Here is a 20,966-nt window from a genome sequence, read left to right as displayed (position 1 = left end):
TTATTTATTCGATTTTCTGTTGCTATTTCCCGCTTTCATTAAACCATCATAATGACGATTTAATAAGTACGAATTAATTTGTTGCAACGTATCAATTGCAACTCCAACCATAATTATTAATGATGTACCACCATAAAACATGGCCCAACTCTGTTGTACTCCAAACTGAACTACAATTGATGGTAAGATTGATAATGCTGCTAAAAATAACGATCCTGGGAACGTAATTCTAGATAATACAGAATCTAATCTATCTGCTGTGTCTTTTCCTGGTCTAATTCCTGGTATAAAACCACCACTTCTTTTTAAATCATCCGCCATTTTATTCGTAGGAATAGTAATAGCAGTATAGAAATAACTAAAAATGACAATTAACAATGCAAAAATAACATTGTACCATAAACCATTCATATCCTGTAAACTAGCAATTGCTGGAAATCTCTGAGCCAAAGCAACTGGTAAAAACATAATTGCTTGAGCAAAGATAATAGGCATAACACCTGCTGCATTTAACTTCAAAGGAATATAATCTCTTGAACCTGCAACGTTTTGAACATTTCCTACAACTGTTCTTCTAGCATATTGAACTGCAATCTTTCGAACCGCAGTAACTAATAGCACAGTTAATAAAATTACTACAAACCAAACAATCATTTCTATTAAAACCATCATAATACCACCTGCACCCGCATTTGTTGTTTTAGCAACAAACTCTTGTAAAAATGCAGCTGGAAAGTTAGCAATAATACCTACAGTAATTAATAATGAAATACCATTACCAACACCTTTGTCTGTAATACGCTCACCTAACCACATTGCAAAAATTGTTCCGGCGGTTAAAATGATAATTGATGATACCCAAAAAGTAGCTCCACTTACTAAAAAAGCCTCTGGTCCTAAACCAAATTGAGTTTTAATAGCAGTAATATACGTAGGTGCTTGCACTAACGTAATACCTATTGTTAACCATCTTGTTATTTGTGTAATTTTTTTACGTCCACTTTCGCCATCTTTTTGAAGTTTTTGTAAATAAGGAACCGCAATTCCCATTAACTGAACAACAATAGACGCTGAAATATAAGGCATAATACCAAGTGCCATTACTGACGCTCTAGCAAATGCTCCTCCTGTAAATGCATTCAATAAACCTAAAAGACCTCCAGAAGTACTCTCTTTTAAAGCTGAAAGTTGTAATGGATCTATTCCAGGTAATGGAACAGAAGCCATAAAACGATACACAGCTATTAAACCGATTGTAAGAAGAATTTTATTTTTCAACTCCTCAATACTGAAAATCTCTTTTAATCTATTAATAAAATTCATCATTTACGGGATGTTATAAAGTAACAGCTTCTCCTCCAGCCGCTTCGATAGCTGCTTTTGCTGTTGCTGTAAATTTATGTACAGTTATATTTAATTTAGCTTTTAACTCACCACTCCCTAATATTTTAATTAAGTCGTTTTTCCTTGCCAATCTATTAGCAATTAAAGTATCTAAAGTAACTGTATCTGTTATCTTTCCACTATCAACTAAAGATTGTAATTTATCGATATTGATACCTTGATATTCAACACGATTAATATTTGTGAAACCAAATTTTGGTACACGTCTTTGAAGCGGCATTTGCCCTCCCTCAAAACCAATCTTTTTAGAATAACCAGAACGAGATTTCTGTCCGTTGTGACCTCTTGTAGCGGTACCACCTTTTCCAGATCCTTCACCCCTTGCAATTCTTTTTCCTTTTTTAATGGAACCTTCTGCCGGTGTTAAATTATGTAAACTCATTTTTTTAAATATCTTATTTAATTTCTTCGAAAGAAACTAAGTGTTTAACTGTATTTACCATACCAACTATAGAAGGAGTTGCCTCATGCTCTACAGTTTGGTTCATTTTACGTAAACCTAATGCCTCTAAAGTTCTCTTTTGACTTTGTAGACGTCCGATTTGACTTTTTACTTGTGTAACTTTTATTCTTGCCATCGTTCTTAGGTTTATCCGTTAAATACTTTGTCTAAAGAAATCCCTCTTTGTTTAGCAATACCTGCTGCACTACGTAATTGTAATAAAGCATTAAAAGTTGCCTTAACTACGTTATGAGGATTTGATGATCCTTGAGATTTTGATAATACATCATGAATACCAACTGACTCTAGTACGTGCCTTACAGCACCACCAGCAATAACTCCAGTACCATGAGATGCAGGCTTAAGAAAAACTTTAGCTCCACCAAATTTACCTTTTTGTTCATGAGGTAAAGTTGCATCTAAAATAGGAATTCTAACTAAATTTTTCTTTGCGTCTTCAATTGCTTTTGCAATTGCAGATGCAACATCTTTAGATTTACCTAAACCATGTCCAACAACACCATTACTATCTCCAACAACTACGATTGCAGAGAAACCAAATGCTCTACCACCTTTTGTTACTTTAGTAACACGTTGTACTCCTACTAATCTATCTACAAGATCTAACCCACTAGGTTTTACTCTTTCTACGTTTTTATATCCTTGCATAATTTCTTAAAATTTTAAACCCGCTTCTCTTGCAGCGTCTGCTAATACTTTAACTCTACCGTGATATAAATACCCGTTTCTATCGAAAGCGATTGTTTCAACTCCTGCTTTAGTAGCTTTTTCAGCGATTAATTTACCAACTGCTGTAGCTGCCTCGATTTTAGTACTTGCGTTTATTTCTTTATTTCTAGATGAAACTGAAGCTAATGTCACTCCGTTTACATCGTCTACTAATTGAGCGTAAATTTCCTTGTTACTTCTGTAAACCGATAATCTTGGTTTAGTAGCAGTACCAGAAACAATTTTTCTAATTCTACGCTTAATTCTAGCTCTTCTTTGTAGCTTTGATAATGCCATAATGCTATATATTATGCAGATTTACCTGCTTTTCTTCTTAATATTTCACCAACAAACTTAACTCCTTTACCTTTATAAGGCTCTGGTGCTCTGAAAGAACGAATCTTTGCAGCTATTTGACCAACTAATTGTTTGTCAAATGAAGATAATTTAATGATCGGGTTTTTCCCTTTCTCAGATACTGTTTCTATTTTAACTTCTGGAGCTATCTCTAGAACAATATTATGAGAGAAACCTAAAGCTAAATCTAATTTTTGTCCTTGATTAGATGCTCTATAACCTACACCTACCAATTCTAAATCTTTAGTCCAACCTTTACTTACACCTTCAATCATATTTGCGATTAAAGCTCTCATTAAACCATGTTGTGCTTTATGGTCTTTACTTTCTGATGCTCTATCTAAAGTGATAATACCATCTTCAATTGATACTGTAATTCCTTTAGAAATAGTCTGAGTTAACTCACCTAATTTCCCTTTAACAGTAACAACATTGTCTTTTACGTTAACATCTACACCTTGTGAAATGCTAACAGGATTTTTTCCAATTCTACTCATTTCTATAGATTAATAAACATAACATAAAACTTCTCCTCCAACATTCTCTTGACGTGCTTTTTTGTTTGTCATTACACCCTTAGATGTAGAAACAATAGCAATTCCAAGTCCGTTTAATACTCTTGGCATCTCTGTAGAGCCAACATATTTACGTAAACCTGGTGTACTGATTCGTTGAATCTTTCTAATTACTGATTCTTTTGTTTCTCTTTCGTACTTTAAAGCGATCTTAATTGTCCCTTGAACTTTATCGTCATTGAACTGGTAGCTTAAAATATACCCTTGATCAAACAAAATTTTAGTCATTTCCTTCTTCAAGTTTGAAGCCGGAATTTCCACTACTCTGTGTCCTGCTGCGATTGCATTTCTTACTCTAGTAAGAAAATCCGCGATTGGATCTGTATACATATTTATATAAAATTGCGATTACGGTTTTCAAATATCTCTATTTATGCTACAGATTTCTCTGTGATAAATGAACCTATAATCAGTTAAAATTCTTATACTCAAAAAAAATAGAGCGTGCAAAGATACACATTCTATTTTTATATTTGAGCTTTATTTAAAATTATCTACCAAGATGCCTTTTTAACACCTGGTATTAAACCTTGATTGGCCATTTCTCTAAAAGTAACACGAGATAAACCAAATTGTCTCATATATCCTTTTGGACGTCCAGTTAATTTACATCTATTATGCATTCTAACTGGTGAAGCGTTTTTAGGTAATTTTTGCAATGCATCATAGTCTCCAGCTTCTTTTAAAGCTTTTCTCTTTTCAGCATATTTTGCAACAGTTGCTGCTCTCTTACGCTCACGCGCTTTCATTGATTCTTTAGCCATTTCTTAATTTTTTTTGAATGGTAAACCTAATTCTCCTAATAATGATTTAGCTTCTTTATCAGTAGCTGCAGATGTTACAAATGTAATATCCATTCCACTAATTTTTTTAACTTGATCAATATTAATCTCTGGGTAGATGATTTGTTCAGTAATACCTAAATTGTAATTACCTCTTCCATCAAAACCATTAGCTTTTATACCGTTAAAGTCTCTTACACGTGGTAAAGAAGCGGTAACTAATCTATCTAAAAATTCATACATTTTATCTCCACGTAAAGTAACTTTAACACCAATTGGCATTCCTTTACGTAATTTAAATGCAGCAATATCTTTTTTAGACATTGTAGAAACAGCCTTTTGACCAGTAATTTTAGTCAACTCTTCTAAAGCATAATCTATTAATTTCTTATCTGCAATTGCAGCACCAACACCTTTAGAAACAACTATTTTTTCTAATTTTGGCACTTGCATTACATTCTTATAACTGAATTCTTCAGTAAGAGCACTTATAACTCTTTCCTTGTATTCTGCTTTTAATCTTGGTACGTAACTCATGATTATTCTTATTTTTTAGTTTTTTTAGAGACTCTAGTCTTAGTATCTCCATCAACCTTATAACCTACTCTCACAGCTACACCATCTTCTACTAACATTAAGTTAGATATATGAAGTGAAGCTTCTTTCTTTACAATACCACCTTGAGGGTTTTGAGCGCTAGGTTTAGTGTGCTTAGAAACTAAGTTAACACCTTCTACTAAAACTCTATCCTTCTCTTTAATGATTTGTAAAACCTTTCCTTCAGATCCTTTATGATCTCCTGCAATTACTTTTACAGTATCTCCTGATTTTAATTTGAACTTCTTCATCTTGTATAATGATTTAAAGCACTTCAGGTGCTAATGATACTATTTTCATGAATTGTTTCTCACGAAGTTCACGTGCAACAGGTCCAAATACACGAGTTCCTCTCATCTCCTCTGTAGGATTTAAAAGTACACAAGCGTTATCATCAAATCTGATGTATGATCCGTCTTTACGTCTTACTTCTTTCTTCGTTCTCACAACAACTGCTCTAGATACTTGACCTTTTTTTACAGTTCCGTTTGGAGTTGCAGATTTAACAGCTACTACAATCTTGTCTCCAATACTTGCGTAACGTTTTCTTGTTCCTCCTAAAACTCTAATCACTAAAACTTCTTTTGCTCCAGTGTTATCTGCGACTTTTAATCTTGATTCTGTCTGTAACATATTATTTAGCTCTTTCTAGGATTTCTACTAATCTCCAACGTTTAGATTTACTCATAGGTCTTGTTTCCATGATCCTAACAGTATCTCCTTCGTTGCAATCATTCTGTTCGTCGTGTGCAACATACTTCTTCGTCTTTAATACGAATTTACCGTACATTGGGTGCTTTACTCTCTTAGTTTCTGCAACAACAATAGATTTTTCCATTTTGTTACTAGAAACAACACCAATTCTCTCTTTTCTAAGATTTCTTTTTTCCATCTTTAAAACTGACTATAGAATTATTGTAATTCTCTTTTTGTTAATTCTGTTGCAATTCTTGCTACAGTTCTTCTTAAACCTCTCAATTGCAATGGATTCTCCAAAGGAGTTATTGCGTGAGCCATTTTAAGATCAGTATAATTCTTTTGCAACGCTCCAAGCTTTTCATTAAGATCAGCTATAGATAATTCTTTTACTTCAGATTGTTTCATTTTATTTAGAATTATGCGTTAATATCAAAATCTCTTGCTACTACAAACTTCGTTTTTACAGGAAGTTTTTGAGCTGCTAAACGTAAAGCTTCTTTTGCTACTTCTATCGATACTCCACCGATTTCAAACAAAATTCTACCTGGTTTAATAACTGCAACAAAATGATCTGGTGCTCCTTTACCCTTACCCATACGTACCTCTAAAGGTTTCTTAGTGATAGGCTTGTCTGGAAATACTTTAATCCATAACTGACCTTCTCTTTTCATATGACGAGTTGCCGCGATACGAGCTGCTTCTATTTGACGAGAAGTTAATAAATTCTGGTCTAGTGATTTGATACCAAACATTCCATTAGAAAGTTGATTTCCTCTACCAGAAATACCAGTCATATTTCCTTTCGACTTCTGTACCTTACGGTATTTTACTCTTTTTGGCTGTAACATTTTTAATTTCTAATTTTAAAAATTATTTTCTTTTACGAGGTTGAGGACGTTTAGATCTATCACCACCACCTTTATTACCACCTTGTTTTTTAGACAAGCCAACTAATGGAGATAATTCTCTTTTTCCATAAACTTCACCCTTCATAATCCATACTTTAACACCTAGTCTTCCGTATTGAGTATGAGCTTCTACAAGTGCATAGTCAATATCAGCTCTAAAAGTAGAAAGTGGAATTCTTCCTTCTTTATAATGTTCTGAACGTGCCATTTCAGCTCCGTTTAAACGACCTGAAATTTGAATTTTAATTCCTTCAGCGTTCATACGCATAGTAGCCTGAATAGCCATCTTAGTAGCTCTCTTGTATGAAATTCTATTTTCAATTTGACGTGCAACACTAACTGCAACTAATTTTGCATCTAATTCTGGACGTTTAATTTCAAAAATATTAATTTGAACTTCTTTACCTGTAATTTTCTTAAGCTCTTCTTTTAACTTGTCTACCTCTTGACCTCCTTTACCAATAATGATACCTGGACGTGCAGTAGTGATAGTAACGGTTACAAGTTTTAAAGTACGCTCTATAATTACTCTAGAAACACTTGCTTTAAATAATCTAGCATTTACATACTGTCTTATTTTAAAATCTTCAGCTAATTTATCTCCGTAGTCATTACCACCGTACCAGTTAGATTCCCAACCTCTGATGATTCCTAAACGATTTCCTATTGGATTAGTTTTTTGTCCCATTTCTACTTTGATTAATTGCTTAAATTTTTACTACCTAACTCTAAAGTAACGTGATTAGAACGCTTACGAATTCTATGTGCACGCCCCTGTGGAGCTGGTCTTAATCTCTTTAACATTCCTGCGCTATCAACACAAATTGTTTTTACAAATAATTTAGCCTCTTCTATAGATGCCTCTTCATTTTTAGCTTGCCAGTTTGCAATTGCAGACAACAACAATTTCTCTAAATTAATTGAAGCTTCTTTTGGGCTAAATTTTAAGATTTGTAAAGCTTTTTCAACTTCAACTCCTCTTATCTGATCTGCGACTAAACGCATTTTTCTCGGTGATGTAGGACAGTTAGTAAGCTTCGCGAAAGCACGTTGCTTTCTATCTGCTTTTAACTGATCTGCCATGTTTTTTTTACGAACTCCCATATCCTACTATTTTTTTCCTTTATTTTTTGCACCAGCGTGTCCTCTAAAAGAACGAGTTGGTGAAAATTCGCCTAATTTATGCCCTACCATGTTTTCTGTTACAAAAACTGGTACAAACTGACGTCCGTTATGAACAGCAATAGTTTGTCCTACAAAATCTGGAGTAATCATACTTGCTCTAGACCAAGTTTTAATTACAGTTTTGCTACCAGCTTCTACATTAGCTAACACTTTTTTCTCTAATTTATAGTGAACGTAAGGTCCTTTTTTTAATGATCTTGCCATAACTTATTATTTCTTTCTACGTTCTATAATGTACTTATTACTAGCTTTAGTCTTAGATCTAGTTTTAAATCCTTTAGCAGGAATACCATTTCTAGATCTTGGATGACCTCCAGAAGCACGACCTTCACCACCACCCATTGGGTGATCGACAGGATTCATTCTTACTGCGTTAACTCTTGGTCTTCTACCTAACCATCTTCTTCTACCTGCTTTACCAGATACTAATAATTGATGATCTGAATTAGATACAACTCCAATAGTAGCCATACATGTTAACAAGATTAATCTTGTTTCACCAGAAGGTAACTTAACTGTTGCATACTTACCGTCTCTTGCCATTAATTGAGCAAAAGAACCAGCAGAACGAGCCATAACGGCACCTTGACCTGGACGTAATTCAATACAAGAAATTGCAGTTCCTAAAGGAATTTCACTTAATGACATTGCATTTCCAATTTCTGGAGCAATAGCACTACCTGCTACAATTGTTTGACCTACTGTTAAACCGTTTTGTGCAATTACATAACGCTTTTCTCCATCAGCATAACTAAGTAAAGCAATAAATGCAGTACGATTTGGATCGTACTCTATAGTTTTAACTGTTGCGGGAATACCTGCTTTATCTCTTTTAAAATCGATAATACGATATCTTTGTTTATGACCACCACCTATATTACGTGTTGTCATTCTACCCTGACTGTTTCGACCTCCAGATCGTTTTTTCGGAGCAAGTAAACTTTTCTCCGGCTTATCAGTTGTTATGGTGTCGAACCCATTTACAACTCTAAAACGCTGACCTGGTGTTATTGGTTTTAATTTTCTAACTGACATTTTTGTCTTTTCTTAAAGATTGTTATAAAAATCAATGCTTTCTCCTTCTGCTACTTGAACGACAGCCTTTTTGTATCCACTTTTAATACCAGTAACTAAACCTTTTTTAGTAAACTTAGTATTTCTTTGTATTGGATAGTTTAAAGTCTTAACGCTTAAAATAGAAACACCATAAGTTGCTTCAACAGCTCCTTTGATTTCTAATTTATTAGCTTTTTTATCTACAATAAATGTAAAGCGATTATATACTTCGCTATCATTTGTTGCTTTTTCCGTGATAATAGGTTTTATTAAAATACTCATTATGAATCCCTATTTGGTTAAATTTGTATTAATTCCTTCTAAAGAACCTTCAGTAATAATAATCTTACTAGCATTTAAAATACCATAAGTATTTAAATCTGCAGCATTTATTACTGTAGTACCTTTTAAGTTTCTAGAAGATAAATACACATTCGTATTTAATCCGTTCAAAACAAATAAAGATCTTCTAGCATCTAAAGCTAATGCACCTAATAAGTTTGTGAAGTTTTTTGTTTTTGGACTATCAAATTCAAAATCCTCAATAACTACTAAGTTATTATCTGTTGCTTGAATACTTAAAGCAGACTTACGTGCTAAACGCTTTAAGTTTTTATTCAATTTAAAAGAATAACTTCTTGGTCTTGGACCGAACATACGACCTCCACCTCTAAAAACACCAGACTTGATAGATCCTGCTCTTGCAGTACCAGTTCCTTTTTGTTTTTTTATCTTTCTTGTAGAACCAGTAATTTCTGCTCTTTCTTTAGACTTATGCGTTCCTTGACGTTGGTTAGCCAAATATTGCTTTACATCTAAATAAATTGCGTGATCGTTAGGTTCTATTCCAAATACATCTTTAGAAAGCTCAACCTTTCTACCTGTATCTTTTCCTGTAATATCTAAAACTGCTACTTCCATTATTTCTGAATAGTTACAAAAGCATTTTTGTGTCCAGGAATCGCTCCTTTAACAACAAGTAAGTTCTTTTCAGCAACTACTTTTAATACTCTTAAGTTTTGTACTTTCACTTTATCTCCACCCATACGGCCTCCCATTCGCATTCCTTTGAATACTCTTGCAGGATATGACGCAGCACCAATAGAACCCGGAGCTCTTAAACGGTTATGCTGTCCGTGAGTAGCTTGACCTACACCACCAAAACCATGACGTTTTACAACACCCTGGAAACCTTTACCTTTAGATACACCAGACACATCAACGAACTCGCCTTCTTCAAAGTGACCTACTGTAATAGAATCTCCTAATTTAAAACTCTCTTCAAATCCTTGAAATTCAACGACTTTTCTCTTAGCAGTGGTACCAGCTTTTTTAAAGTGGCCATCTAACGCTTTGTTAGAACTTTTTGCTTTTTTGTCATCGAAACCAAGCTGTAACGCACTATAGCCGTCAACCTCTTCGGTTCTGACCTGAGTGACAACGCAAGGACCTGCTTCGATTACAGTACAAGGAATATTCTTCCCGTTCTCATCGAATAAGCTGGTCATCCCAATCTTTCTTCCTATTAACCCAGACATTTAGTTAAAATTTTAGACGATAGATCTATTTATCCAGCGCGTCTATATTAATAATTTATTTTTTGAAACAATTGTTTCATTTTCGTCCTTTAAATTTCGACCAAAAAAAACAGCGCAAACAAATTCAACGCTGATTTTGTTTTTCCCGTTTTTCCTTCGCGAAACGCTCTGGACATGTTACTATTTCTTAATTTTACTCAAAAAATAGCGTCACCCTACTCTATTTCGGGTTGCAAAAGTATAAAAAACTTTCGGTTTAACAAAATTAAACCGAAAGTTAATATAAAATTACTTTTTTTTTAGAGATTCTCACTTTCATGAGAACTTCAATTAAAGTTTAATTAAACTTTAATTTCTACTTCAACACCACTTGGTAACTCAAGTTTCATTAAAGCATCAATAGTTTTCGAAGAAGAACTATAAATGTCTAATAATCTTTTGTAAGAAGCTAATTGAAATTGCTCTCTAGATTTTTTATTTACGTGTGGAGAACGTAATACAGTGAAAATCTTTTTATGTGTTGGTAATGGTATTGGTCCGTTTACAACAGCACCAGTACTTTTTACCGTCTTTACAATTTTTTCAGCAGATTTATCTACTAAATTGTAATCGTAAGACTTTAATTTAATTCTAATTTTTTGACTCATCTTGTAAATATTAAGTAGATTAACCTTTAGATTTTGCAATTACTTCTTCCGATACATTAGAAGGAGTTTCTGCATAATGTGAAAATTCCATAGTAGATGTTGCTCTACCAGAAGACATAGTTCTTAAAGCTGTAACATATCCAAACATTTCAGATAAAGGAACAATTGCTTTTACAACTTTAGATCCAGCACGATCACTCATGTCGTTAACTTGACCTCTTCTTCTATTTAAATCTCCAACGATATCACCCATGTTAGCTTCTGGAGTTAACACTTCTACCTTCATTAAAGGTTCCATGATTTTTGCTTTTGCAGATTTCGCAGAAGCTTTATACCCCATTCTTGCAGCTAACTCAAAAGATAATGCATCAGAATCCACTGCGTGGAAAGACCCATCTCTTAAAGTAACTTTCATTGAATCCATTTCGTATCCTGCTAATGGACCATTCTTCATAGCTTCTCTGAATCCTTTCTCTACAGAAGGAACAAATTCTCTAGGAACATTACCACCTTTAATAACAGAATCGAATTGTAATCCTTGAACACCTTCATCTGCAGGCCCTATTGTAAATGCAATATCAGCAAATTTACCACGACCACCAGATTGCTTTTTATAAACTTCTCTATGATCAGTTACAGCAGTGATTGCTTCTTTATATTCAACTTGAGGCTGTCCTTGATTAACTTCAACCTTAAACTCACGTTTTAAACGATCTACAAGTACATCTAAGTGCAACTCACCCATTCCAGAAATAATAGTCTGTCCTGAAGCTTCGTCTGAACGCACTGTAAAAGTAGGATCTTCTTCTGCTAACTTAGCAAGTCCAATTCCTAATTTATCTACATCCGCTTTTGTTTTAGGCTCAACAGCAATACCAATTACTGGATCTGGAAAATCCATAGACTCTAATACAAGAGGGAATTTTTCAGCAGTTAAAGTATCTCCTGTTTTAATAGATTTAAAACCTACAGCAGCTCCAATATCTCCAGCTTCAATATAATCAATTGCATTTTGCTTATTCGCATGCATTTGATAAATACGAGAAATACGTTCTTTTTTACCTGAACGGTTATTTAAAACATAAGAACCAGCATCTAAACGACCAGAATATGCTCTAAAAAATGCTAAACGACCAACAAAAGGGTCAGTAGCAATTTTAAATGCTAAAGCAGCAAAAGGTTCATCTACACTTGGCTTACGTAATTCTTTTTCTTCTGTATCTGGGTTCACACCAATAATACCTTCCTTATCCATAGGAGAAGGCAAGTAACGACATACAGCATCTAAAAGAAACTGAACACCTTTGTTTTTAAATGCAGAACCACAAATCATTGGAATGATTGCCATATCCATAACAGCAGCTCTAAGTGCAGCATGCACTTCATCTTCTGTAATAGAATTTTCATCTTCCATGAATTTCTCTAAAAGATTCTCATCATAACTTGCAACTTCTTCAATAAGGTTTGCACGTAATAATTTAGCTTCTTCTTTTAAGTCTTCAGGAATATCTACAACATCAAATGTTGCACCCATTCCTTCTTCATGCCATATAATAGCTCTATTTTTAACTAGATCTACAATACCTTTAAAGTTCTCTTCATCACCAATGTTTAAAACAATTGGCACAGCGTTAGAACCTAACATTGTTTTTACCTGACCACAAACCATCATAAAATCAGATCCTTGACGGTCCATTTTATTAACAAATCCGATACGAGGCACTTTATAGTTATCAGCAAGTCTCCAGTTAGTTTCTGATTGAGGCTCAACACCATCAACTGCAGAAAATAAGAAAACTAAACCATCCAAAACACGTAATGATCTATTTACTTCTACAGTAAAATCTACGTGACCTGGAGTATCAATAATATTAAAATGGTAATCTTTAGTCTCTGGAAGAATTTCAGCATTTTCTTTCGGAAATTGCCAAGTACAAGTAGTTGCAGCAGAAGTAATTGTAATACCTCTTTCCTGCTCTTGCTCCATCCAGTCCATTGTAGCTGCTCCATCATGCACCTCACCTATCTTGTGAGAAACACCTGTATAAAACAATACACGTTCTGTTGTTGTAGTCTTACCAGCATCAATGTGCGCAGCAATACCAATATTTCTTGTATATTTTAAATCTCTAGCCATTTCTATTAAAATCTGAAGTGTGAGAACGCTTTATTTGCTTCTGCCATCTTGTGAGTGTCAGTACGTTTTTTAACTGCAGCTCCTTCTTCTTTAGCCGCAGCTAAAATTTCAGCAGCTAAACGCTGTGCCATCGTTTTTTCGTTTCTCTTACGAGTATACAAAATCATCCATTTAATAGCCATAGACACTTTACGGTCTGGTCTAATTTGCATTGGTATTTGGAATGTTGCTCCACCAACACGACGAGATCTTACTTCTACGTGAGGCATTACATTAGACAAACCATCTTTCCAAATTTCTAAAGCCGACTTCTCTTCGTCTTCTCCTTTTCTTTCTTCTACTAGCTCTAAAGCGTCATAAAACACTTTAAACGCTACAGACTTCTTACCGCTCCACATTAAGTTATTCACAAAACGCGTTACTAACTGATCGTTAAATTTAGGATCCGGTAATAAGACTCTTTTTTTTGCTGCTCTTTTTCTCATGTCTTTTACATTAAAAAAGTTAATTAATTTGTTACTAGCTCTTTGTCACAAAACATTAAACCAACAGCTAAAAGCTCAAGAAAAACTCAAACTACTAACTACCACCTTAAAGCACTATAACCCTTTACCGATAACTCTTACTTCTTTGGGCGTTTTGCACCATACTTTGAACGTCTTTGGGTTCTACCCTCAACTCCCGCTGTATCTAATGCACCACGTACTACGTGATATTTAACACCTGGTAAATCTTTTACCCTTCCACCTCTAACTAATACTATCGAGTGCTCTTGTAAGTTATGTCCTTCACCTGGGATGTATGCGTTTATCTCATTACCATTTGTCAATCTAACTCTGGCAACTTTACGCATTGCTGAATTAGGTTTCTTTGGTGTTGTAGTATAAACACGAGTACACACTCCACGTCTTTGAGGACAAGACGACAAAGCAGCCGATTTACTCTTCTTAGTTATTTTGGTTCTTCCTTTACGAACTAATTGTTGAATAGTTGGCATACTAAATTATTACTGTTTTTCGTTTATAATTAAACCTTTACTCTTTTTTAAGAGTCCGCAAATGTACAATTATTTTCTAATTATTCAAGTATCAGCAAGTTATTTTTTCTTAATGTTCATTTTTTTGTTAGTTATTGGGATTTTCTTTTACTTTTGATTCTTATATTTTATCCATTTTGAATAAAAAAATTACTCCTTATATATATATGCTACTTGCACTGCTTTCTTATACAGAAACCTTTGCACAAGCATCTTCTTTAAAACTTACTTCGATAAATAAAACAGAAGCTGCCGTTTTAAATAAAATTAATTATCAAAAAAAACACATAGACACCGTTTTATTAGACTTAGAAATTAATAGAATTTCTGAGTATTTAAAAAACTTAGGTTATTTTACAAACACAATAGATAGCGTTAAAAACACAAAACAGCAATACATTGCTTACTTTAATCTAAATAGTAAAATAGACAGTGCCATTATTACAACAAATAAAGGTTCTGAAATTTATTTAGAAAAATTTAAAATAAAAGAAAACACATTTTCTATTCCAATAGAAAAACTACAAGCCACACTCTCTGAAATTTCTACAAACCTAGAACTAGAAGGAAAGTCTTTTTCTAAAGTGAAATTAAAAAACATCACCATTAAAAGCAAAACACTTTTTGCCCATTTAATAATTAATCCTTCTAAAAAAAGAACGCTAAATAAAGTAATCATAAAAGGATATGAAAATTTCCCTAAATCCTATTTAAAAAATTACTTTAACATAAAATCGTCAGATATATTTAATCAACAAAAAATTTCAGAAATATCTGAAGCATCTAATAATTTAGATTTTATTAAGGAAATTAAATCTCCCGAAATTTTATTTACAAAAGACTCTACATTATTATATATGTATTTAAAAAAACATCAGAATAATAGTTTTGATGGAATTATAGGTTTTGCATCTAAAGAAAATGGAGATCTCTTATTTAATGGGAATTTAGAAATACAATTAAACAACATTTTAAATACTGGTGAAAAATATGGCTTGTTCTGGAATAGTATTGGTGAAGAAAAACAAGAATTAAAATTAAATACAGAAATACCATACATATTCAACTCTAGATTTAGCCCAGAATTAACTTTCTCTATCTATAAACAAGACTCTACATTTATAAACTCAAAGTTTGATTCTAAGATTGGATACCACATTAATTCTAAAATTAAATTATCATTGACTTATAATGCTGAAAAATCTGAAAATCTAAAAGAAAAATTATCCAATAATATTGAAACCTATAGTAATTATTTTTTAGGGCTTCAATTAAAATATAGTATCCCTAAAAATGATTATTTCTTAAACAATAAATTCCAACTAGACATAAACCCTAGTTTTGGTAGCAGAGAAACAACTAACAAAACTACGAACCAATTTAAACTTGAAGGATCAACATCTTATTTGTGGGAATTAAATTCACGAAATAGTATTTTTATAAAAAACAAAACAGGTTACTTAAATTCTGATTCTTATATTAATAATGAACTATTTAGAATTGGAGGCGCAAGTTCCATAAGAGGTTTCAATGAACAAAGTCTAATTACTAATAAATACACATTTGTAAATTTAGAATACAGATACTTAACATCAGAAAAATCTTACCTATATACCATAACAGATTTGGCTAAAGTAAATTTAAACTCTAAAAACCAAAATCTAATAGGATTAGGCTTAGGCTATTTATTTAATACAAGCAACTCACAAATAAATATGAGCCTTTCTTTAGGAAAAGTCAAACAACAAGAAACAGACCTTAAGAGCATTAAACTAACGATAAACTGGAAAAATTATTTTTAATTAAACATAAATAATTTAACACTTATTAACTTTATTTTAACATTTTTTGTGAAAAAAAATTGCTAATCCAACAATTAATATTGATATTTGGATCAACTAATTCAAATTCAAAAAATAATGAAAACAAAGTTTAAAGGATTTTTTACGCTATTATTAGCGCTTCTAATGCAAATATCTTTTGCACAAGAAAAAAAAGTTTCTGGGACCGTATCAGATACATCTGGCACATTACCCGGAGTAAGTGTAGCTATTAAAGGCACAAGCAATGGAACCCAAACTGATTTTGACGGTAAATATTCTATTAACGCAAAACAAGGAGACATCTTAAGTTTTAGCTATGTAGGATACAAAACTATTGAAAAAAAAGTCGGAAACTCGACAACGATAAATATTAACCTAGAAGAAGGCGGAACTCAATTAGAAGAAGTTGTAGTAGTTGCATATGGCTCACAATCTAGAGCATCTCTTACTGGTTCTGTAAGCGTAATTGACGCTGAACAATTACAAAACGCAACTTTCTCTAACCCTATACAGGGTTTAGAAGGATTAGCTTCTGGCTTAAGAATTATACAAGCTAGTGGACAACCTGGTTCTGACCCCATCATTAGAATTAGAGGTTTTGGTTCTATAAATGCTTCCAGTGCTCCACTTATCGTTTTAGATGGCGTGCCATATTCTGGAAGCCTAAGTAGTATTAACCCTCAAGATATTGAATCAACGAGTGTTTTAAAAGACGCTTCCTCTACTTCCTTATACGGTAACAAAGCCTCAAACGGTGTCTTAATGATTACCACTAAAAAAGGTTCTAATAACAAAACACAAATAAGCATAGATACTAGAATAGGTATTACTCAAAGAGCTGCTAAAGAGTATAATATTATTGGATCACCCGGTGAGTTTTACGAATCTTACCACAGTGTACTTTCTAATTCTGAATTCTATGCACAAGGACAAGCCGGAACCCCTGTTACAATAGGTGATGCTAGGCAAACTGCCTCCAACACACTTATAGGAGCATTAGGATACAACTTGTATGATGTTTCTAACGAAACTTTAATTAATCCCTTAACAGGAAAATTAAATAGCGCAGCAAAACTATTAGTTAATGACAGTTGGAATGATGCTTTATTTAGAGATGCTGCAACTTTTAAGTCTACCAACATTAACATATCTGGTGGCTCAGAAGACATAAACTATTATTTCTCTTTAGGAACGCAAACTGATAATGGATATACTGTTGGTAGTAGTTTTAAAAGACATACTGCTCGTTTAAAAGTTAATTCTAAGAAAATTGCTAATATTGTCTCTCTAAGTGGAGATGTATCTTATGCTAAATCTAACAGTCAAAATGTTGCTTCTACGGTTGATGCAAACGGCACTCCCACATCAAGTTTTGCAAATGCTTTCTTTTGGAATAGACGAATTGCTCCTATATATCCTGTTTTTCAATATGATGAAAACTGGAGCCCTATTTTAAATAAAAATAACCCAGGTGGTATTGCTTATGATTTTGGTCAAACTCAAGTTTTTCCTAACGGCACAACAAGAGGTCCTAGAAATTATGCCCCAGGAGAGCACCCTCTTGCCGTAATAGAGAACTCTACTGATACTAATGAAAGAGACAATTTTAATGGAGCATTAAGAGCTAAAATTGATTTACCTGTAGATATTAAGTTTGAATACGTCATGAACCTTTTAACAGAGACTGATAAAGGTATTGACTTTACAAAGCCAGGTGCAGGTGCTTTTGCCAAAGCTCAAAATGGACTTTTAACAAATAATAGAAATAATTATTCTGCTTTTACAAACCAACAATTATTGACCTGGAAAAAAAGTTATGGATCTCATAGTTTTGATGCACTTTTAGGACATGAAACTTATGTAGAGTCTTTCACAACATTATCTCTTACAAAATATAATATAATTGGAGGCTTTAGCCCAATATTAGACAACACTTCTGTATACAACTCAGCAAGTAACTACAATACCGATTACACAACTGAAGGATATTTTTCTAGATTTATTTATGGGTTTGATAATAGTTATTACATTAACCTTACCGCTAGACATGATGCTTCTTCTGTTTTTCATCCAGATACACGTTGGGGTACATTTTGGTCTGCAGGTGCTTCATGGACTATTAGTAACGAAGAGTTTATGAAAAACTCTAAAGTTATAGACTATGCAAAATTAACAGTAAACTATGGTACTACTGGTAATGACAGGATATTTTACGAAGGCACTAGCACCAGAAATCTTGTAGCCTATGAAAATCAATATCAAATTGATGAAAATAATGGTGCATTAACACAAACGCTATATAGTTTAGGAGGTAAAGATATTACTTGGGAAAAGGCACATCTTTTTGATGTTGCTTATGAAATGAGTTTATTTAATAGCGTTAATCTTTCTTTAGGTTATTACCATAAATCCTCAGAAGATCTTTTATTCAACAATCCATTGCAATTATCAACAGGACAAGCTTCTAGACCTGAGAATTTTGGATCTATGTCTAATAGCGGTATAGAGGTTGAACTAGCTTGGAATGCAGTAAAAAAAGAAAAAACAAATGTTAACTTCAATGCAAACCTATCTACATTGAACAATAAAATCACAGAACTCCCAAGAGATTCTATAACAAGCGGTAACTTTAGAAGAGTGGTTGGTAAAAGCATATATGATTATTTTATGGTAAAATCCGCAGGTGTAAACCCAGATAATGGAAATGCTAAATATTTTACTAAAGACCCAACTACTGGTGAAAGCATCACAACTGAAGATTACGCAGACGCCGTAACAAATGGTAGAGAATTTCTTGACAAAAGAGCAATACCAACAATTACAGGGGGATTTGGTACAAATATAAAAGTAGGTGATTTTTCATTAGGCCTACAGTTCGCTTATCAATTAGGAGGTTACGGTATTGATAACGAATATTTTGACTTATTAGGAGCTACAGCAAATGTTACTAATTTTGCCGATTACGATAAAACATGGACAGTTGATAACCCGACAGCTAGTTTACCTCGAGTAGATCCTCTAAGCCCAGATCAATATAGAGTTTCAGATCTTTATTTAGTAGACTTAAGCTACTTAAGTTTAAGCAATATTAATTTAGGCTACACGCTTAACAATGAAGCTATCAAAAAATACCACATAGATAATATTCGTTTTTATGGAACTGTAAATAATGCATTTCTACTATATAGTGCAAGACAAGGGTATGATCCACGATTAAATTCAGTAGGAGCTTCTTCTCCTGAATATGGTGCAAACAGAACAATTGCTTTTGGTGTAAACATAAATCTTAATTAAAATGAAAATAATTATGAAACAAATAAAATTTTTAAATATACAAGTAGACAAATGTTTTGTCTTGCTCATCACAACAATGCTTTTTATTTCTTGCGCTGATTTAGATAGAGATTTTGAAGACGAAAGATACTTAACAGAATCTCATGCAATAGAAAATGCAAGTGCTGGTGGTATTATAGGTCTTCAGGCTTTAGACGGTGCTATTTTGTCTTATTTTAGAGACGGAGAAAGTAGTGATGATGAATTTGGAATGAAAGCGGTAGATCTTGGTATGGATTTAAGAAGTAACGACATGGATCAAAGTAGAAATACTTGGTTTGGAGCTTATAATAATTATGATAATATTATTTTAACTTCAAATGATAATGATTTTATTTGGAAATTTTTTTATAAGATTATCAATAATTCGAACGGTATAATTAATACTATTCCAGATGATGCTCCTCAAGAAGCATTAAACTTTAAGTATAAATCTTATTCCTACAGAGCAATCGCTTATTTCTATTTAGTAAGAATTTATCAACAAACTAAAGCTGATGACTCTACAATAGCCATACCTCTTGATTTTGGAGATTTTGTAGGACAACCAAAATCTACTGTAGGTGAAGTAAAAAAACAAATCCTTGATGACTTAACATTGGCCTATAATGGACTAAAAAATTTTAATAGATCATCTAAACAAGAGGTTGATGCTAGCGTAGTAGCGGCATACTTAGCTAGATATCATCTAACTTACGAGAACTGGACAGAAGCAGAAAAATTTGCTGATATTGCAATGAAAGTTGGAAGCATAAGCAGTGATGTTGCTCATGGTTTTGATGAACTATCATTATCAGAAACTATTTGGGGTGCTGAAGTAACTGCAGCTACATCTGAAGTATACGCAACTTTCTTTTCACATATAAGCCAAATAAATGATGGGTATAGTGGATGGAATCATTTTAAAACTATAAATTCTAATTTATATGATTTAATACCTTTAACAGATAAAAGACAGGTCTGGTTTGCTGATAAGCAATATGAGCCCGGTGTAATATTAGTACCTGGTACATGGACACATTATAATATTACACCAAAGTACACAAGTTTAAAGTTTATTGCTCAGCCAGGACCTGGTCAATTTATTGGAGATTATATCTATTTAAGAAATACTGAATTTTATTTAACAAAAGCGGAAGCTTTAGCGAGACAAAATAAAGACAGTGAAGCTCAACAATTATTATTTGATTTCAATTCTGTTAGAGATCCTAGCTATACTAAATCAACTAAAACTGGACAAACTTTAATTAATGAAATTTTAATGTATAGAAGAATTGAATTATGGGGTGATGGCGTAGCTTCTTTTGATATGGCAAGAAACAGTGTGGGCCTTAATAGAAAAGACAATAGAAAAAACCTTGTGATGCCAGGTGCAGATTTAGTAATACCTGCATTAGATGCAAAAATGATTTATCAAATTCCTTTAAGAGAAGTTGATGCTACAAATTAAAATAACATAATAAATAATTTTAAAAACCAGGGAAATATTTCTCTGGTTTTTTGTTACAAGAAATTTAAACAAAAAGTACAACTAATCACTTTTTCAACATAATTAAAACAAAACATCACAACTTACACATTTTTATTAAATATCACCCCCTATAAAAGGGGATTTCAATGAGTTAAACTCACTAAAAAAAAGACTTATAGACTACATATTTTTAAGAATAAATTTTGTAAAATAAAAAGATATTTGAAATTTATTATAAAAACAAATA

The 20,966-nt window shown here is 32.9% G+C and carries 28 protein-coding genes; 3 read left to right on the top strand and 25 right to left on the bottom strand.

The window, feature by feature from the left end:
- The 25 genes from secY to rpsL form a co-directional block, all read right to left on the bottom strand.
- Window positions 1–1,323 carry a preprotein translocase subunit SecY gene (gene secY / locus KV700_RS15645; protein ID WP_166383215.1) on the bottom strand — a complete coding sequence of 441 codons (1,323 nt, stop codon included), beginning with the start codon at window positions 1,321–1,323 and terminating at the stop codon, window positions 1–3.
- A gap of 13 nt (window positions 1,324–1,336) precedes the next feature.
- A complete protein-coding gene (gene rplO, locus KV700_RS15640) occupies window positions 1,337–1,786 on the bottom strand; it encodes a 50S ribosomal protein L15 (RefSeq protein ID WP_166382668.1) in 450 nt (149 codons plus the stop codon).
- A 13-nt stretch (window positions 1,787–1,799) separates the two neighbouring features.
- Window positions 1,800–1,982, bottom strand: a complete 183-nt coding sequence (rpmD, locus tag KV700_RS15635; RefSeq protein ID WP_036783629.1) for a 50S ribosomal protein L30 — start codon at window positions 1,980–1,982, stop codon at window positions 1,800–1,802.
- 11 nt (window positions 1,983–1,993) lie between these two features.
- Complete coding sequence (gene rpsE, locus KV700_RS15630; protein ID WP_166383213.1) at window positions 1,994–2,518, bottom strand: 30S ribosomal protein S5; 525 nt, start codon at window positions 2,516–2,518, stop codon at window positions 1,994–1,996.
- A gap of 3 nt (window positions 2,519–2,521) precedes the next feature.
- The gene (rplR, locus tag KV700_RS15625) at window positions 2,522–2,872 is read right to left on the bottom strand and encodes a 50S ribosomal protein L18 (RefSeq protein ID WP_165732605.1); all 351 of its coding nucleotides are present in this window, start codon (window positions 2,870–2,872) and stop codon (window positions 2,522–2,524) included.
- 11 nt (window positions 2,873–2,883) lie between these two features.
- Window positions 2,884–3,429, bottom strand: coding sequence for a 50S ribosomal protein L6 (rplF, locus tag KV700_RS15620; protein ID WP_166382666.1), 546 nt, complete (start codon window positions 3,427–3,429; stop codon window positions 2,884–2,886).
- Window positions 3,430–3,438: 9 nt separating this feature from the next.
- Window positions 3,439–3,837 carry a 30S ribosomal protein S8 gene (gene rpsH / locus KV700_RS15615; protein ID WP_068451535.1) on the bottom strand — a complete coding sequence of 133 codons (399 nt, stop codon included), beginning with the start codon at window positions 3,835–3,837 and terminating at the stop codon, window positions 3,439–3,441.
- Window positions 3,838–4,001: 164 nt separating this feature from the next.
- Window positions 4,002–4,271, bottom strand: coding sequence for a 30S ribosomal protein S14 (gene rpsN / locus KV700_RS15610; protein WP_165732603.1), 270 nt, complete (start codon window positions 4,269–4,271; stop codon window positions 4,002–4,004).
- A 3-nt stretch (window positions 4,272–4,274) separates the two neighbouring features.
- Window positions 4,275–4,826: a 50S ribosomal protein L5 gene (gene rplE / locus KV700_RS15605; protein ID WP_068451529.1), complete on the bottom strand. Its 552-nt coding sequence runs from the start codon at window positions 4,824–4,826 to the stop codon at window positions 4,275–4,277.
- Between the two features lie 8 nt (window positions 4,827–4,834).
- Window positions 4,835–5,137: a 50S ribosomal protein L24 gene (gene rplX / locus KV700_RS15600; RefSeq protein ID WP_068451526.1), complete on the bottom strand. Its 303-nt coding sequence runs from the start codon at window positions 5,135–5,137 to the stop codon at window positions 4,835–4,837.
- 13 nt (window positions 5,138–5,150) lie between these two features.
- Window positions 5,151–5,519: a 50S ribosomal protein L14 gene (gene rplN, locus KV700_RS15595; protein WP_068451523.1), complete on the bottom strand. Its 369-nt coding sequence runs from the start codon at window positions 5,517–5,519 to the stop codon at window positions 5,151–5,153.
- 1 nt (window position 5,520) lies between these two features.
- On the bottom strand, window positions 5,521–5,778 hold the full coding sequence (rpsQ, locus tag KV700_RS15590) for a 30S ribosomal protein S17 (RefSeq protein ID WP_065320234.1): 258 nt from the start codon (window positions 5,776–5,778) through the stop codon (window positions 5,521–5,523).
- A 20-nt stretch (window positions 5,779–5,798) separates the two neighbouring features.
- A complete protein-coding gene (gene rpmC / locus KV700_RS15585; RefSeq protein ID WP_100947456.1) occupies window positions 5,799–5,990 on the bottom strand; it encodes a 50S ribosomal protein L29 in 192 nt (63 codons plus the stop codon).
- Window positions 5,991–6,001: 11 nt separating this feature from the next.
- Entirely contained in the window at window positions 6,002–6,433 is a 432-nt protein-coding gene (gene rplP / locus KV700_RS15580; RefSeq protein WP_165732601.1) for a 50S ribosomal protein L16, read from the bottom strand.
- A gap of 22 nt (window positions 6,434–6,455) precedes the next feature.
- Window positions 6,456–7,181, bottom strand: a complete 726-nt coding sequence (gene rpsC, locus KV700_RS15575; RefSeq protein WP_166382664.1) for a 30S ribosomal protein S3 — start codon at window positions 7,179–7,181, stop codon at window positions 6,456–6,458.
- An 11-nt stretch (window positions 7,182–7,192) separates the two neighbouring features.
- The gene (gene rplV / locus KV700_RS15570) at window positions 7,193–7,597 is read right to left on the bottom strand and encodes a 50S ribosomal protein L22 (RefSeq protein WP_166382662.1); all 405 of its coding nucleotides are present in this window, start codon (window positions 7,595–7,597) and stop codon (window positions 7,193–7,195) included.
- A 6-nt stretch (window positions 7,598–7,603) separates the two neighbouring features.
- On the bottom strand, window positions 7,604–7,882 hold the full coding sequence (gene rpsS, locus KV700_RS15565) for a 30S ribosomal protein S19 (protein ID WP_068451508.1): 279 nt from the start codon (window positions 7,880–7,882) through the stop codon (window positions 7,604–7,606).
- A 6-nt stretch (window positions 7,883–7,888) separates the two neighbouring features.
- The gene (rplB, locus tag KV700_RS15560) at window positions 7,889–8,713 is read right to left on the bottom strand and encodes a 50S ribosomal protein L2 (RefSeq protein WP_166382660.1); all 825 of its coding nucleotides are present in this window, start codon (window positions 8,711–8,713) and stop codon (window positions 7,889–7,891) included.
- A 12-nt stretch (window positions 8,714–8,725) separates the two neighbouring features.
- Window positions 8,726–9,016: a 50S ribosomal protein L23 gene (rplW, locus tag KV700_RS15555; RefSeq protein ID WP_166382658.1), complete on the bottom strand. Its 291-nt coding sequence runs from the start codon at window positions 9,014–9,016 to the stop codon at window positions 8,726–8,728.
- A 9-nt stretch (window positions 9,017–9,025) separates the two neighbouring features.
- Complete coding sequence (gene rplD / locus KV700_RS15550; protein ID WP_165732598.1) at window positions 9,026–9,655, bottom strand: 50S ribosomal protein L4; 630 nt, start codon at window positions 9,653–9,655, stop codon at window positions 9,026–9,028.
- Window positions 9,655–10,272, bottom strand: a complete 618-nt coding sequence (gene rplC, locus KV700_RS15545) for a 50S ribosomal protein L3 (RefSeq protein ID WP_165732597.1) — start codon at window positions 10,270–10,272, stop codon at window positions 9,655–9,657. Before rplC ends, rplD begins: the two co-directional genes overlap by 1 nt.
- A 341-nt stretch (window positions 10,273–10,613) precedes the next feature.
- A complete protein-coding gene (rpsJ, locus tag KV700_RS15540; protein ID WP_004568745.1) occupies window positions 10,614–10,919 on the bottom strand; it encodes a 30S ribosomal protein S10 in 306 nt (101 codons plus the stop codon).
- 19 nt (window positions 10,920–10,938) lie between these two features.
- Entirely contained in the window at window positions 10,939–13,056 is a 2,118-nt protein-coding gene (gene fusA, locus KV700_RS15535) for an elongation factor G (protein WP_166382656.1), read from the bottom strand.
- A 5-nt stretch (window positions 13,057–13,061) separates the two neighbouring features.
- Window positions 13,062–13,541, bottom strand: coding sequence for a 30S ribosomal protein S7 (rpsG, locus tag KV700_RS15530; protein WP_087522435.1), 480 nt, complete (start codon window positions 13,539–13,541; stop codon window positions 13,062–13,064).
- Window positions 13,542–13,678: 137 nt separating this feature from the next.
- On the bottom strand, window positions 13,679–14,053 hold the full coding sequence (gene rpsL, locus KV700_RS15525) for a 30S ribosomal protein S12 (protein ID WP_018943587.1): 375 nt from the start codon (window positions 14,051–14,053) through the stop codon (window positions 13,679–13,681).
- A 176-nt stretch (window positions 14,054–14,229) separates the two neighbouring features.
- Between rpsL and KV700_RS15520 the strand changes: the two genes are divergently transcribed.
- The 3 genes from KV700_RS15520 (at window position 14,230) to KV700_RS15510 (ending at window position 20,698) form a co-directional block, all read left to right on the top strand.
- Window positions 14,230–15,894, top strand: a complete 1,665-nt coding sequence (locus tag KV700_RS15520) for a POTRA domain-containing protein (protein ID WP_218598445.1) — start codon at window positions 14,230–14,232, stop codon at window positions 15,892–15,894.
- Between the two features lie 117 nt (window positions 15,895–16,011).
- A complete protein-coding gene (locus KV700_RS15515; RefSeq protein WP_218598444.1) occupies window positions 16,012–19,209 on the top strand; it encodes a SusC/RagA family TonB-linked outer membrane protein in 3,198 nt (1,065 codons plus the stop codon).
- 13 nt (window positions 19,210–19,222) lie between these two features.
- Window positions 19,223–20,698: a RagB/SusD family nutrient uptake outer membrane protein gene (locus KV700_RS15510; RefSeq protein WP_218598443.1), complete on the top strand. Its 1,476-nt coding sequence runs from the start codon at window positions 19,223–19,225 to the stop codon at window positions 20,696–20,698.
- Window positions 20,699–20,966: the final 268 nt, after the last annotated feature.

Source organism: Polaribacter sp. NJDZ03, assembly GCF_019263805.1.
In the GTDB taxonomy this organism is placed as follows: Bacteria; Bacteroidota; Bacteroidia; order Flavobacteriales; family Flavobacteriaceae; genus Polaribacter.
Note: the sequence above shows the minus strand (reverse complement) of the source record. Positions and strands in the feature narration are given on the sequence as shown.

Excerpts from the sequence above, each read along its gene's own strand:
- secY (WP_166383215.1), bottom strand. The coding sequence starts at position 1,323 with ATGAATTTTATTAATAGATTAAAAGAGATTTTCAGTATTGAGGAGTTG.
- rplO (WP_166382668.1), bottom strand. The coding sequence starts at position 1,786 with ATGAGTTTACATAATTTAACACCGGCAGAAGGTTCCATTAAAAAAGGA.
- rpmD (WP_036783629.1), bottom strand. The coding sequence starts at position 1,982 with ATGGCAAGAATAAAAGTTACACAAGTAAAAAGTCAAATCGGACGTCTA.
- rplR (WP_165732605.1), bottom strand. The coding sequence starts at position 2,872 with ATGGCATTATCAAAGCTACAAAGAAGAGCTAGAATTAAGCGTAGAATT.
- rplF (WP_166382666.1), bottom strand. The coding sequence starts at position 3,429 with ATGAGTAGAATTGGAAAAAATCCTGTTAGCATTTCACAAGGTGTAGAT.
- rpsH (WP_068451535.1), bottom strand. The coding sequence starts at position 3,837 with ATGTATACAGATCCAATCGCGGATTTTCTTACTAGAGTAAGAAATGCA.
- rpsN (WP_165732603.1), bottom strand. The coding sequence starts at position 4,271 with ATGGCTAAAGAATCAATGAAAGCGCGTGAGCGTAAGAGAGCAGCAACT.
- rplE (WP_068451529.1), bottom strand. The coding sequence starts at position 4,826 with ATGAGTTACGTACCAAGATTAAAAGCAGAATACAAGGAAAGAGTTATA.
- rplX (WP_068451526.1), bottom strand. The coding sequence starts at position 5,137 with ATGAAGAAGTTCAAATTAAAATCAGGAGATACTGTAAAAGTAATTGCA.
- rplN (WP_068451523.1), bottom strand. The coding sequence starts at position 5,519 with ATGTTACAGACAGAATCAAGATTAAAAGTCGCAGATAACACTGGAGCA.
- rpsQ (WP_065320234.1), bottom strand. The coding sequence starts at position 5,778 with ATGGAAAAAAGAAATCTTAGAAAAGAGAGAATTGGTGTTGTTTCTAGT.
- rpmC (WP_100947456.1), bottom strand. The coding sequence starts at position 5,990 with ATGAAACAATCTGAAGTAAAAGAATTATCTATAGCTGATCTTAATGAA.
- rplP (WP_165732601.1), bottom strand. The coding sequence starts at position 6,433 with ATGTTACAGCCAAAAAGAGTAAAATACCGTAAGGTACAGAAGTCGAAA.
- rpsC (WP_166382664.1), bottom strand. The coding sequence starts at position 7,181 with ATGGGACAAAAAACTAATCCAATAGGAAATCGTTTAGGAATCATCAGA.
- rplV (WP_166382662.1), bottom strand. The coding sequence starts at position 7,597 with ATGGGAGTTCGTAAAAAAAACATGGCAGATCAGTTAAAAGCAGATAGA.
- rpsS (WP_068451508.1), bottom strand. The coding sequence starts at position 7,882 with ATGGCAAGATCATTAAAAAAAGGACCTTACGTTCACTATAAATTAGAG.
- rplB (WP_166382660.1), bottom strand. The coding sequence starts at position 8,713 with ATGTCAGTTAGAAAATTAAAACCAATAACACCAGGTCAGCGTTTTAGA.
- rplW (WP_166382658.1), bottom strand. The coding sequence starts at position 9,016 with ATGAGTATTTTAATAAAACCTATTATCACGGAAAAAGCAACAAATGAT.
- rplD (WP_165732598.1), bottom strand. The coding sequence starts at position 9,655 with ATGGAAGTAGCAGTTTTAGATATTACAGGAAAAGATACAGGTAGAAAG.
- rplC (WP_165732597.1), bottom strand. The coding sequence starts at position 10,272 with ATGTCTGGGTTAATAGGAAGAAAGATTGGGATGACCAGCTTATTCGAT.
- rpsJ (WP_004568745.1), bottom strand. The coding sequence starts at position 10,919 with ATGAGTCAAAAAATTAGAATTAAATTAAAGTCTTACGATTACAATTTA.
- fusA (WP_166382656.1), bottom strand. The coding sequence starts at position 13,056 with ATGGCTAGAGATTTAAAATATACAAGAAATATTGGTATTGCTGCGCAC.
- rpsG (WP_087522435.1), bottom strand. The coding sequence starts at position 13,541 with ATGAGAAAAAGAGCAGCAAAAAAAAGAGTCTTATTACCGGATCCTAAA.
- rpsL (WP_018943587.1), bottom strand. The coding sequence starts at position 14,053 with ATGCCAACTATTCAACAATTAGTTCGTAAAGGAAGAACCAAAATAACT.
- KV700_RS15515 (WP_218598444.1), top strand. The coding sequence starts at position 16,012 with ATGAAAACAAAGTTTAAAGGATTTTTTACGCTATTATTAGCGCTTCTA.
- KV700_RS15510 (WP_218598443.1), top strand. The coding sequence starts at position 19,223 with ATGAAACAAATAAAATTTTTAAATATACAAGTAGACAAATGTTTTGTC.